We start from the raw sequence: 11,941 nt of genomic DNA, 5'->3' as shown, positions 1-11,941 counted from the left end.
AGTGGCCGGTGCGCGCAACCCGCGCATCCGGTCGCAATCAAAAGGCTCCCATGAGCAAGGAACTCATCTACCTGCTGTTGATCTTCGCGTTGCTGGTGATCCCGCGCGCGCTGCAGCGTTTCAGCATTCCCGCCCCGCTGAGCTGCCTGGTGTTCGGCATCGCCGCGATGCTGTGGCTGGGCAACAGCGCACACGACCCGGTGGTCGGCCTGCTGGCCACGCTGGGCATCTCCTCGCTGTTCCTGTTCGCCGGCCTGGAGGTCGACCTGGCGGACCTGCGCAAGGGCATGTGGCCGCTGTTGGCGCATCTGGTGATCCGCAGCGCCACGCTCACCGGCGTGGCCTGGCTGGCCTGGCATTACGCCGGCCTCCCGTGGCAGGCCGCGGCCCTGCTGGCGCTGGCGCTGCTGACGCCGTCGACCGGCTTCATCATGGATTCGCTGTCGCAGCTCGGGCTGGACGAGGCCGAACGGTTCTGGGTGAGCAGCAAGGCCATTGCCGGTGAACTGTTGGCGCTGGCGGCGCTGTTCGTCGTGCTGCAGGCCGGGGATCCGCTGCACATGGGGCTGTCCAGCCTGGCCCTGATCGCGATGATGGTCGGCCTGCCGTTGCTGTTCATCGCCCTGGGCCGCTGGGTGGCGCCGCATGCACCCGGCTCGGAGTTCTCGCTGCTGGTGATGGTGGGCATGCTCGCGGCCTACATCACCTATTCGCTGGGCGTGTATTACCTGGTGGGCGCCTTCATCGCCGGGCTGGTGGCGCGCCTGCTGCAGCAGCGCATGCCTTCGTTGGCCTCGCATGACAACCTGCATGCGCTGCGCCTGTTCGCTTCGTTCTTCGTGCCGTTCTACTTCTTCAATGCCGGCACCAAGGTGCCGAGCGAAGCCCTGAGCTTCGAGGCGCTGGGGCTGGGGCTGGTGATCACGCTGGTGGTGCTGCCGTTGCGCATCGGCGTGGTCTGGCTGCAGCGCCGGCTGATGTTCGGCGAGAGTTTCCGTTCCAGCCTGCGGGTGGCGTTGGCACTGTCGCCGACGTTGATCTTCACCCTGGTGCTGGCCGCGATCATGCGCGAGCGCTTCGCCATTCCGGCGGTATTGTTTGGTGCACTGCTGCTGTACGCGGCGCTGACCACGCTGCTGCCGTCGTTGGTATTCCGCCGCCCGCTGGACGTGGATCCGCTGCAGAACGAGTCCGATCCCGGCGCCGATCACGCGTTGCACGACGAAGCCGTAAGAGACCCCGACGCAATGCCCGGAACCGAACAGGCCGCCGTAAGAGACGCCTGATCACGCCGAACGTCCCGTTATGATCGCTGCCGGCATGCCTCGTCGCCCGGACGACGCAGCCCTGGGGGATGGCGATGGAACGGAACAGCTGGCAGCAGGTGCGGGCGTTGTTCGATGCGGTGTGCGAGATGGAACCGTCGCAGTGGCGGGCCGAACTCGCGCGCCTGAGTGGTGATCCGGAAGTGATCGCCGAGGCGCTGGAATTGCTGCACGCGCAGACGCGCGAGTTGAGCAGCGCACGCGAGCCACTGGAGCAGTTGCTCGGTGCGGTGATCGCGTCGGAGCTGGCCGAAGGTGACCGCATCGGCCCCTGGCGCCTGCGCGAGCGGCTGGCCAGCGGCGGCATGGGCATCGTGTTCCGGGCCGAGCGCGCCGATGAGTTGTACGTCCAGGAAGTGGCGATCAAGTTCCTGCAGGGCGCGCCGGGTGCGCGCGTGGCCGAGCGACTGGCAGCGGAGCGGCGCATCCTGGCCAGCCTGCAGCATCCCAACATCGCGCGCTTGTACGACGGTGGCAGCACGCCGGCGGGCCAGCCCTACCTGGTGATGGAGTACGTGCGCGGCGAGCCGCTGGACGTGTACTGCAACCGGAAGCAGCTGGACCTGCAGCAGCGCCTGGCCCTGTTCCTGAAGATCTGCAGCGCCGTGCAGGCCGCGCATGCGCGCCTGGTACTGCATTGCGACCTCAAGCCCGCCAACATCCTGGTGCGCGCCGACAGCGAGCCGGTGCTGCTGGACTTCGGTGTCTCGCGCCTGTTGGAGGAGGAACAGGATGCAGGTCGCGGGCAGTTTTTCACCCCGGCCTACGCGGCACCGGAGCTGCAGTCCGGGCAGTCGGTCGGGGTGGCCGGTGATGTGTTCAGCCTCGGCTGCCTGTTGCTGGAGCTGCTGGCCGGCAAGGGCGGGCGACGCGGCGCGCTCGACGCCGGCCAGGCGGTGGCCTCCCCCAGCCGGGTCGCCGGTGCCGATTGCCCGTGGCCGAAGGCGTTGCGCGGTGACCTGGACGCCATCGTCGTCCGCGCCGGCGCGGTGTCGCCCGAGCAGCGCTATCCGTCGGTGGAAGCGATGGCCGCCGACATCACCCGTTACCAGCAGCATCGGCCGGTGCAGGCGCGCAATGGCGGGCGGCTGTATCGCACCGGGCGCTGGTTCCGGCGCTACTGGAAAGGCGCCGGCATGCTGCTGGTGGTGTTGCTGCTGGTTGCCTGGTTCGTCTGGCGGCTGGACCAGGCGCGTGCGCGCGCCGAGCAGGAGGCGCGCGTCGCCCAGGAGGTCAGCGACTTCCTGGTTTCCTCGTTCGACGCCGCCAACCCCCGCAAGGGAGAGCTGCGGGGCAGCAATGACGTCACCGCGCGCGAGGTGCTCGAGGCCAGCCAGGCGCGCATCGACCAGCAGCAATGGACCTCGCCGGTGATCAAGGCCCGGCTGCAGTCGGTGCTGGCCCAGGCCTTCCAGAACATCGGCCAGGTCAAGCGCGCCGAAGCGTTGTACCGGGATGCCATCCCGGTACTCGCCGCGGCGGGGGCGAGCAGCCGCGACATCACCGCCGTGTCGCTCAACGAGCTGTCCACCTTGCTGGCCAACGCGCAGCGCGGCAAGGAATCCGAGCAGTTCGCCCGCCAGTCGCTGGCACTGGATGCCCCGCGTCCCGGCCAGCTGCGCATCGCGCAGGCCTACAACTCGCTGGGGCTGGCGTTGAACATACAGCGTCGCTTCGATGAATCCGAGCAGGCATTCGACCAGGCATTGACCATGCACCACGCGCTCGGAAGCAGCCCGCTGCGGATCGCCACGGTGAACCAGAACAAGGCGCTGATGTACATCGAGAAGGGCGACTACGTGCCGGCCGAGAAGATGCTGCGCCATGCGGCCGAGCTGCGCCGCCCGTGGGGCACGCGGACCTTCGAGTGGTGGTCGGGGCAATACGTGCTGATGCGCGCCATCGCCGCCCAGGGCCGTTACCAGGAAGCCTTCGACGTCAGCGGTGAAGTACTGGTGCTGGCCCGGCACCTGTTCGGCGAGGTCAACGACAACGTTGCTTCGATCCACAACGAACGCGCCGCCGTGCTGCAGGACCTGGGGCGTTACGCCGAAGCCGCCGCCGAGTACCGGCAGGGCCTGGACCAGTACGTGCGGCTGGACGTGGCGCAGACCATGGATGCCGGGATCACGCTCAACAATCTGGCCGGGCTGGAGCAGGCGCGCGGTGACGCGGCCAGCGCCGATGCGTTGTTCCGGCGCAGCCTGGCCATCCGTCGCGCGACCGTGGGCGATGACGTGCCGCCGGTGTGGATCGTGGAGGCCAACCTGGCACGCCTGCTGGTCGAGGAAGGACAGTTGCAGCAGGCGCGGCCATTGATCGCCCATGCACGCGCGGGCTGGGCACGGCAGGTGGCGGCCGAGCATCCACGCCGGCTGCTGGCCGAGGCGATCTGGGTGCAGCTGCTGGTGGCCGGAGGTGACCTTGCCGGCGCCGATCAGTCGCTGGCGGCGATCAAGGCACAGCTGCAGGGCAATGACATCCGCGTGGAGCGGCGCTACCTGTCGGTGCTGGCCGAGCGGCAACGCAAGGCCGGTGATGCCGCTGCCGCGGCGCAGACCCTGCAGCAACTGGTGGGCCTGTATGAAAGCCAGGTCGGCCGCGATTCGGTGGAGACGGCGCAGCAGCGGGTCCGTCTGGCCGACGCGCAGGCCGCGGCGGGGCAGTGCAGGGCGGCACAGGAACAGGCGCGCCTCGCCTGGACGGCGGTGGAACGCGAGTTGCTGCCGGCCAGCACGCTTCGCCGGCGTGCCCAGTCGCTGCTGGCGGGGTCGGGGTGCGCGACCGGCTAGGATCGGCCAGTCCAACTGGCCTCCTGCGCGGGTGTGCCCCATGATCGCGCCGCAGTCCGATTGCCGGGTGCCGCGTGCGTGGCTAGGGTCGCGGGCATGCAACGGAACCCCCTGTTCGTAGCGCTGGGCGCAGTGGTGCTGCTGACGAGCGCCTGCACGGCCCGTGACGAGGACTCGCGCTCCGCCGACGCCTTCATGCAGGCGTTGGCGAGCCATTGCGGGCAGGCCTTCGCCGGGCGGGTGACGGTCAACGAGCCGGCTTTCAGCGTGCCCGACCCCTTCGAGGGCAAGCCACCGGTGCTGCATGTCGCCGAATGCACGCGTGGTGGGCAGGAGGTGCGCTTGCCCCTGCACGTGGGCGATGACCATTCCCGGACCTGGGTGTTCACCCGCGTCGCACAGGGCCTAAGGCTGCGTCACTACCAGTGGCGCGCGGATGGCAGCCCGGATGAGGTCAGTGACTTCGGCGGCCTGTCGTTGCCGCCGGGGAGCGCGCGGCGGCAGGCGTTCGCGGTGGACGCGCCGTCGATCGCGATGTTCCGGCGGATCGGCCTGCCGGCGTCGCTGGAGAACCACTGGACGGTGGACGTGCAGCCGGGGCAACGCTTCAGCTACCAGTTGTCGCGGCCGGACGGGCGGGTGTTCCGGGTGGATTTCGATCTGCGCCGGCCGGTGGCGTTGCCACCGCCGCCGTGGGGCTTGCCGGCGCAGGCGCCCTGACCGCGGCTTGCCGCGGCAGGGGGGCAACGGCTAGGGTCGGGGCATGAACCGTCCATCCCGTCGTCTCCTTTCCTGCCTGCTGCTGGTTGCAGCGCTTCCCGTCCTGCCAGCCCTGGCGGACGATGCCGCCCCCGCCGACCGCTTCATGGCCGCCGTGGCCACGCATTGCGGCCAGGCCTTTGCCGGGCGCGTGGTCCGCAACGTGCCGGCGTCAGCCACCCCGGATCCGTTCGAAGGCAAGGCGCTGGTCATGCACGTGCGGGGCTGCGATGCACCGGCCAGCGAACTGCGGGTGCCGTTCCATGTCGGCGGGGACCGCTCGCGGACCTGGGTGCTGACCCGCCAGCGGGACGGCCTGCGCCTGAAGCACGACCATCGCCACGAAGACGGCACGCCGGATGCGGTGACCCACTATGGCGGCGACACGGTCGCCGCCGGCACCGCCGTGCGCCAGCAGTTCCCGGTGGATGCCGCATCGGTGGCGATGTTCAGCGCCGAGGGCATGGCCGCATCGCTGCAGAACACCTGGGCGATGGAAGTCGAGCCCGGCCGCCGCTTCCTGTACGAGCTGTCACGGCCGGACGGGCGCCTGTTCCAGGTTGAATTCGATCTGAGTCGCCCGATCACGCCGCCGCCACCGCCGTGGGGCAGCGACACGACGGAAAAGGGCGCCTGACGGCGCCCTTTCCATGTTTCCGTCCGCGGCAGGCGCGGGTTCAGCGGGCGCCGAAGCGGGCCCGGCAGCCGTTGTTCACCCACAGGCTGTTGCCGTTGTAGCCCCAGCTGCGACCTTCGATGCAGGGCGAGCTGGACAACTGCTGGACCACCACCGGCCGGCCGGCGCGGCGCTCCCATGCGCACGAGCGCATGCGGTTGCCATCGCTCGCGCATTCGACGACGTAGTTGCTGCCACCGCCCCAGCCGCCGCCACCGCCGCCGCCCCAACCGCCACCACGGCCTTCGGCGAACTCGGCGCGGCAGCCGCCGTTGACCCAGATCGAACCGTTGTTGCTGCCCCAGTTGCGGCCTTCGATGCAGCGGGTATCGGAGAGCTGGCGCACCAGCGTGGCGCTGCGCCAGCCGGTGCGGCAGACCTGCTGGCGGCTGGAGTTGCTTTCGCAGCGGATCGTGCCGGCGTTGCCTTCCCAGTTGCCGCCACCGCCACCACCGCCGCCCCAGTTGCCGCCACGGCCCTCGGCGAACTCGGCCCGGCAGCCATTGCTCACCCACACGTTGCCGTTGCTGCTGCCCCAGCTGCGGCCTTCCACGCACTGGCTCTTGGACAGCTGGCGGACCAGCACGCTGCGGCGCCAGCCGGTGTTGCAGACGCGCTGGCGGTTGTCATTGCTGTCGCAGCGGATAGTGCCGCTGTTGCCGGGGTTGCCACCACCGCCCCAGCCACCGCCGCCGCCCCAATTGCCGCGGCTTTCGGCGAATTCGGCGCGGCAACCGCCGCTGACCCAGATGGTGCCGTTGTTGATGCCCCAGTTGCGGCCCTCGACGCAGCGCGTATCGGAGAGCTGGCGGACCACGGTGGCGCCGCGCCAGCCGGTCACGCAGGTCCGTTGGCGGTTGCTGTTGCTCTCGCAGCGGATGGTGTCACCGTCGTAGCCATAGGACTGGGCGTGGGCCGGCGCGGCGAGCAGTGCCAGGGGCATCAGGGCGGTCAGGCTGGTGAGCAGAAGGTGGCGATGCATGGCGTCATCCCTGTTCAGGTTTAGGTGGCGGAACTATAGGGGTAAGCCCGCTTAAGCCCATGTGACTGAATGGCGGATTTGCCCCGGCCTGCCGTCGGCCGCAAAATACGGGGCTGACCGGTGCGCTTCCGCGCCGGCGTCCCCCTGCGGAGTTTTCCATGCGTACCCATTTCTGCGGCCTGGTCGATGAGACCCTGATCGGCCAAACCGTGACCCTCGCCGGCTGGACCGACGTGGCCCGTAATCAGGGCGGCGTCTGCTTCATCGATCTTCGCGATCACGAGGGCATCGTGCAGGTGACGGTGGAGATCGACAACGCCGAGGTGTTCGCCGTGGCCGCGTCGCTGGGCTACGAGGACGTGCTGCAGGTCGAAGGCGTGGTGCGCGCCCGCCATGCGGTCAACGACAAGATGCGCACCGGCAAGGTGGAGGTGATCGCCACCGCCATCACCGTCCTCAACAAGGCCGCGCCGCTGCCGTTCCACGCCCATGAGAATCCGGGCGAGGACACCCGCCTGAAGTACCGCTACCTGGACCTGCGCCGCCCGGAAATGCAGCGCATGCAGCGCACCCGCATCAAGCTGGTGCAGGCGCTGCGCCGCCACCTGGACGTGCGCGGCTTCCAGGACATCGAGACCCCGATCCTGACCAAGGCCACCCCGGAAGGCGCACGCGACTTCCTGGTGCCGGCGCGCATGCACCCGGGCGAGTTCTACGCCTTGCCGCAGAGCCCGCAGCTGTTCAAGCAGATCCTGATGGTGGCCGGCTTCGACCGCTACTACCAGATCGCCCGCTGCTTCCGTGACGAGGCCCTGCGTGCCGACCGCCAGCTGGAGTTCACCCAGCTGGACATGGAGTTCGCCTTCGTGCGCGAGCGCGACGTACAGGACTTCGTCGAGGACATGATCCGCTCGATCTTCAAGGAAGTGGTCGACGTCGAGCTCGACGCCCAGTTCCCGCGCATGACCTGGGCCGAGGCGATGCGCCGCTACGGCTCGGACAAGCCGGACCTGCGCATCGACCTGGAGCTGGTCGACGTGGCCGAGCTGGTCAAGGGCAGCGAGTTCGCCGTGTTTACCGCCGCGGCCAATGACGCCGACGGCCGCGTGGCCGCGCTGCGCATCCCCGGCGGTGCCACGCTCAGCCGCAAGCAGATCGACGAATACGCCGCCCACGCCGCCAAGTACGGCGCCAAGGGCCTGGCCTACATCAAGATCGCCGACAACGGCGAGGTCAGCTCGCCGATCCAGAAGTTCTTCGCCGAGGACGCCTTCGCCGCGCTGCTCAAGCACGTCGGTGCCGGCAACGGTGACATCGTGTTCTTCGGCGCCGGTGGCTACAACAAGGTGTCCGACTTCATGGGCGCGCTGCGCCTGAAGGCCGGCAAGGACTTCGGCCGCGTGGCCGAGGGCTGGCGCCCGCTGTGGGTCACCGACTTCCCGATGTTCGAATGGGACGAGGAAGAACAGCGTTACGTCGCCCTGCATCACCCCTTCACCGCCCCGGCGGTGGACGACGTGGCCGACCTGCGCGCCAATGCCCGGACCGCCGTCTCGCGCGGTTACGACATGGTGCTCAACGGCAACGAGATCGGTGGCGGCTCGATCCGTATCCACCGCCCGGAGATGCAGAGCGCGGTGTTCGAGCTGCTGGGCATCGGTGCCGAAGAGGCCCGCGCCAAGTTCGGCTTCCTGCTCGACGCGCTGAACTACGGCGCGCCGCCGCACGGCGGCATCGCCTTCGGCATCGACCGCATCGCCGCGCTGATGGCCGGCACCGAGTCCATCCGTGACGTGATCCCGTTCCCGAAGACCACCGGCGCACAGTGCCTGATGACCGACGCCCCGTCGCCGATCGCCGACGTGCAGCTGGCCGAAGTGCACATCCAGGTCCGTCCAAAGACCAAGGACTGAGTCGGATCAACGAGGCGCGAGAATACCGCTCCCTTCTCCCGTTCGCGGGAGAAGGTGCCCGGAGGGCGGATGAGGGCGCCGTGCTGTGGTTCCTCCTCTTATCTTTTCCACTCCTGACCTGATGAACATCCGCCGCGCCACCCCCGACGATGCCGCGCTGTTGTGTGCGCTGGCCGAACGTACCTTCGTGGAGACCTTCGGCCACCTGTACCCGCCGCAGGACCTGGCCGATTACCTGGCCACTGCCTATCCGGTGGACGGGCAGCGCCAGCAGCTGGCATCGGGCGACTACGCGGCCTGGTTGCTGGAAGTGGACGGGCAAGCGGTGGGCTTTGCCTTCGCCGGCCCCTGTGGCCTGCCGCACGCCGACGTGCAGCCCGGTGACGGCGAGTTGAAACGCCTGTACGTGCTGCGCGAGCACCAGAACGGTGGCCGCGGCGGGCAGTTGTTCGCCGAAGCACTGCAATGGCTGCAGGCGCGGGGCGGGCAGGCGCTGTGGATCGGCGTGTGGTCGGAGAACCTCGGCGCGCAGCGCTTCTACGGCCGGCAGGGGTTCGTGCCGGTGGGCAGTTACGAGTTCCCGGTGGGCCAGGTGCGCGACAAGGAGTTCATCCTGCGCCGCACGTTGGGCTGAACGCATCGGGATTGGCCAGAAGCAGGCCCCGCCCACCCTCACTGGCAACCGACACCGCTTGGCGCTCCCCGGAACTTCGTCCAGACTGCCTCCATGTCGCATTCTTCTTCGCGCCAGCCGCGTGTGCTGTTGCTGCATGGCATCTGGAACCCCCGTTCCTGGCTGATGCCCTTGGCGCTGCGCCTGCGCCAGCAGGGCTTCCGGGTTGACCTGTTCGGCTATCCCAGCGTCTTCGGCGGCCCCGACATCGCGGTGCCGTCGCTGGTGGAGCGGCTGCGGGGCAGCGGCCCGATCCACCTGGTCGGGCACAGCCTGGGCGGGTTGGTGGCGCTGGAGGCGCTGCGCCAGGCGCCCGATCTCGACGTTCCCCGCGTGGTCTGCCTGGGCTCGCCGCTGTGCGGCAGCGGCACCGCCCGCGCGCTGGCCGAGCATGGCTGGTCCAAGGCATTGGGCCGCAGCGGCAGCCTGCTGCTGCATGGCCTGCCGGAATGGCATGGCCGCGCGGAAGTGGGCCTGGTCGCCGGCAACGTCGCCCACGGCCTGGGCACCCTGATGGGCGCCCTGCACGGCGACTCGGACGGGACCGTCGGGCTGGAGGAAACCCGCCTGCCGGGCCTGACCGACCATTGCGTGGTGCCGGTCAGCCACACCGGGATGGTGCTCTCGGCCGAGGTGGTGGCCATGACGGCGGCCTTCCTGCGCCAGGGGCGCTTCCCCAGCGAGGCGGCGCGTTACGCCGGATGACGGCCGCGGCGAGGGGATCAGGTAGAATTCGCCCCCTGTTCCTGACAGATGTACGGTAAATCCCATGGGTAGAGGTCCTTCCATCGAAGCCCGCAAAAACGCGTCTGACGCGAAGCGCGGCAAGATTTTCACCAAGATCATCCGTGAGATCGGCGTTGCCGCTCGCGGCGGTGGAGGCGACCCCAACAACAACCCGCGGCTGCGCGTGGCCATGGACAAGGGCCTGGCCGCCAACATGTCCAAGGACGTGATCGAGCGCGCCATCAAGAAGGCCACCGGTGAGCTGGAAGGCGTCGAGTACGAGGAAATCCGCTACGAAGGCTATGCCCCGGGCGGCGTGGCGGTCATCGTCGACTGCCTGACCGACAACCGCGTGCGCACCGTGGCCGACGTGCGCCATGCCTTCAGCAAGTGCGGCGGCAACCTGGGCACGGAAGGCTCGGTGGCCTTCATGTTCAAGCGCCTGGGCGTGCTGACCTATGCGCCGGGCGCCGACGAGGAAAAGACCACCGAGTCGGCCATCGAGGCCGGTGCCGACGACATCGTGGTCTACCCGGACGACGGCTCCATCGACGTCATCACCGCGCCGGAATCGTTCCAGGCGGTGAAGGAAGCGATGGAAGCGGCCGGGCTGGTGCCCGACCACGCCGAGATCACCTTCCGCGCCGAGAACGACATCGCCGTGGAAGGCGACACGGTGCTGCAGGTCAAGAAGCTGCTGGACATGCTGGAAGACCTGGACGACGTGCAGGACGTGTACTCCAACGTGGACCAGGCCAGCCTGGAAGGCTGATTCGGTCCCGGCAGGTGAGACGGCGCCCTGCGATGCTGCGCGCCGTCTTTCTTCCACAGGCATCCCCATGACCCGCATCCTCGGCATCGACCCCGGCTCGCAACGTACCGGCGTCGGCATCATCGACATCGATGCCAGCGGCAAGGCGCGGCATGTCCACCATTGCCCGCTGGTGCTGCTGGGCGCGGCCGACTTCCCGCAGCGGCTCAAGCTGCTGGTGCAGGGGCTGCACGCGCTGATCGAGGAGTACCAGCCACAGGAAGTGGCGATCGAGCGCGTGTTCATGGCCAAGAACGCCGACTCGGCGCTCAAGCTCGGCCAGGCACGCGGCGCGGCGCTGTGCGCGGTGGTGATGCGTGACCTGCCGGTCAGCGAGTACGCCGCCACCGAGATCAAGCTGGCCGTGGTCGGCCGCGGTGGCGCCGAGAAGCAGCAGGTACAGCACATGGTCGGGCTGATGCTCAACCTGCACACCAAATTGCAGGCCGACGCCGCCGATGCGCTGGCGGTGGCCATCACCCACGCGCACGTGCGCGCCACCGCCAACCGGCTGGGCGTGGACGTGCGCAAGGCTTGGAGTCGAAAGTGAATCTGAAAGCAGGGCAGGGGGAGCGGGGCGCCGGCAGTGACGGTGCTTCCTGTTCCGGTTATCACATCGCCGTCGACGCCGTGGTCCATCATGCGCCGTTGCCTGTTTCCCGTTTTCCCGCCCGGAGGGCTGCCCCATGATCGGACGACTGCGCGGCATCCTGGCCTACAAGGCACCGCCGTGGCTGATGATCGACGTCAATGGCGTCGGCTATGAGCTGGAAGCACCGATGAGCACCTTCTACGACCTGCCCGATGTGGGCCGCGAGGTCGTGCTGTACACCCATTACGCGCAGAAGGAGGACAGCGTGTCGCTGTACGGCTTCCTGCGCGAGGGCGAGCGGCGGCTGTTCCGCGACGTGCAGAAGGTCACCGGCATCGGCGCCAAGATCGCGCTGGCGGTGCTGTCCGGGGTGAGCGTGGACGAGTTCGCGCGGCTGATCCAGGCCGGCGACATCACCGCGCTGACCCGCATCCCCGGCATCGGCAAGAAGACCGCCGAGCGCATGGTGGTGGAGCTGCGCGACCGTGCCGCCCACTTTTCCGGCGGCGGTGCGCCCATCGCCGGCCAACTGGCCGCCGACCCGGTCTCCGAGGCGACGGTGGCTTTGCAGCAACTGGGCTATAAACCGGCCGAGGCGGCCAAGATGGCGCGCGATGCGGCAGCCGAGGGCGACGATGTCGCCACGGTGATCCGCAAGGCGCTGCAGTCGGCGTTGCGCTGAACCCTTCATC

General features: G+C 68.9%; 11 protein-coding genes. 10 read left to right on the top strand and 1 reads right to left on the bottom strand.

Annotation, left to right across the window (positions count from 1 at the left end):
* Nucleotides 1-50: 50 nt before the first annotated feature.
* The 4 genes from AC06FE_RS04370 to AC06FE_RS04355 all read left to right on the top strand — a co-directional run bounded on the left by AC06FE_RS04370 (nt 51) and on the right by AC06FE_RS04355 (nt 5,513).
* The gene (locus AC06FE_RS04370) at nt 51-1,286 is read left to right on the top strand and encodes a cation:proton antiporter (RefSeq protein WP_478072325.1); all 1,236 of its coding nucleotides are present in this window, start codon (nt 51-53) and stop codon (nt 1,284-1,286) included.
* A gap of 74 nt (nt 1,287-1,360) precedes the next feature.
* Nucleotides 1,361-4,117, top strand: coding sequence for a serine/threonine-protein kinase (locus AC06FE_RS04365; protein ID WP_478072324.1), 2,757 nt, complete (start codon nt 1,361-1,363; stop codon nt 4,115-4,117).
* A gap of 96 nt (nt 4,118-4,213) precedes the next feature.
* Nucleotides 4,214-4,837 (top strand): hypothetical protein, encoded by a 624-nt coding sequence (locus AC06FE_RS04360; RefSeq protein ID WP_478072323.1) that lies wholly within the window; start codon nt 4,214-4,216, stop codon nt 4,835-4,837.
* Nucleotides 4,838-4,880: 43 nt separating this feature from the next.
* A complete protein-coding gene (locus AC06FE_RS04355; protein ID WP_478072322.1) occupies nt 4,881-5,513 on the top strand; it encodes a hypothetical protein in 633 nt (210 codons plus the stop codon).
* Nucleotides 5,514-5,553: 40 nt separating this feature from the next.
* Here AC06FE_RS04355 and AC06FE_RS04350 read toward each other — a convergent pair whose 3' ends face one another.
* Nucleotides 5,554-6,495, bottom strand: coding sequence for a DUF3011 domain-containing protein (locus AC06FE_RS04350; protein WP_478072367.1), 942 nt, complete (start codon nt 6,493-6,495; stop codon nt 5,554-5,556).
* 197 nt (nt 6,496-6,692) lie between these two features.
* On the opposite strand from AC06FE_RS04350, the gene aspS reads away from it, so the two are divergent.
* The 6 genes from aspS (at nt 6,693) to ruvA (ending at nt 11,931) form a co-directional block, all read left to right on the top strand.
* Nucleotides 6,693-8,447, top strand: coding sequence for an aspartate--tRNA ligase (gene aspS, locus AC06FE_RS04345; protein WP_323439244.1), 1,755 nt, complete (start codon nt 6,693-6,695; stop codon nt 8,445-8,447).
* A gap of 118 nt (nt 8,448-8,565) precedes the next feature.
* On the top strand, nt 8,566-9,081 hold the full coding sequence (locus tag AC06FE_RS04340; RefSeq protein WP_192287916.1) for a GNAT family N-acetyltransferase: 516 nt from the start codon (nt 8,566-8,568) through the stop codon (nt 9,079-9,081).
* Nucleotides 9,082-9,174: 93 nt separating this feature from the next.
* The gene (locus AC06FE_RS04335) at nt 9,175-9,825 is read left to right on the top strand and encodes an alpha/beta fold hydrolase (RefSeq protein WP_192287428.1); all 651 of its coding nucleotides are present in this window, start codon (nt 9,175-9,177) and stop codon (nt 9,823-9,825) included.
* A 64-nt stretch (nt 9,826-9,889) separates the two neighbouring features.
* Nucleotides 9,890-10,618 (top strand): YebC/PmpR family DNA-binding transcriptional regulator, encoded by a 729-nt coding sequence (locus AC06FE_RS04330; protein ID WP_132865338.1) that lies wholly within the window; start codon nt 9,890-9,892, stop codon nt 10,616-10,618.
* 67 nt (nt 10,619-10,685) lie between these two features.
* On the top strand, nt 10,686-11,207 hold the full coding sequence (ruvC, locus tag AC06FE_RS04325; RefSeq protein WP_132865337.1) for a crossover junction endodeoxyribonuclease RuvC: 522 nt from the start codon (nt 10,686-10,688) through the stop codon (nt 11,205-11,207).
* 136 nt (nt 11,208-11,343) lie between these two features.
* Nucleotides 11,344-11,931 carry a Holliday junction branch migration protein RuvA gene (gene ruvA / locus AC06FE_RS04320; RefSeq protein WP_132865336.1) on the top strand — a complete coding sequence of 196 codons (588 nt, stop codon included), beginning with the start codon at nt 11,344-11,346 and terminating at the stop codon, nt 11,929-11,931.
* Nucleotides 11,932-11,941: the final 10 nt, after the last annotated feature.

This window comes from Stenotrophomonas sp. Steno-C18 (assembly GCF_056393195.1).
This window is presented reverse-complemented; position numbering and strand designations above follow the sequence as displayed.

Coding starts and splice junctions, on each gene's coding strand:
- AC06FE_RS04350 (WP_478072367.1), bottom strand. CDS start 6,495: ATGCCCCTGGCACTGCTCGCCGCGCCGGCCCACGCCCAGTCCTATGGC.
- AC06FE_RS04365 (WP_478072324.1), top strand. CDS start 1,361: ATGGAACGGAACAGCTGGCAGCAGGTGCGGGCGTTGTTCGATGCGGTG.
- AC06FE_RS04370 (WP_478072325.1), top strand. CDS start 51: ATGAGCAAGGAACTCATCTACCTGCTGTTGATCTTCGCGTTGCTGGTG.
- ruvA (WP_132865336.1), top strand. CDS start 11,344: ATGATCGGACGACTGCGCGGCATCCTGGCCTACAAGGCACCGCCGTGG.
- AC06FE_RS04355 (WP_478072322.1), top strand. CDS start 4,881: ATGAACCGTCCATCCCGTCGTCTCCTTTCCTGCCTGCTGCTGGTTGCA.
- aspS (WP_323439244.1), top strand. CDS start 6,693: ATGCGTACCCATTTCTGCGGCCTGGTCGATGAGACCCTGATCGGCCAA.
- ruvC (WP_132865337.1), top strand. CDS start 10,686: ATGACCCGCATCCTCGGCATCGACCCCGGCTCGCAACGTACCGGCGTC.
- AC06FE_RS04335 (WP_192287428.1), top strand. CDS start 9,175: ATGTCGCATTCTTCTTCGCGCCAGCCGCGTGTGCTGTTGCTGCATGGC.
- AC06FE_RS04360 (WP_478072323.1), top strand. CDS start 4,214: ATGCAACGGAACCCCCTGTTCGTAGCGCTGGGCGCAGTGGTGCTGCTG.
- AC06FE_RS04330 (WP_132865338.1), top strand. CDS start 9,890: ATGGGTAGAGGTCCTTCCATCGAAGCCCGCAAAAACGCGTCTGACGCG.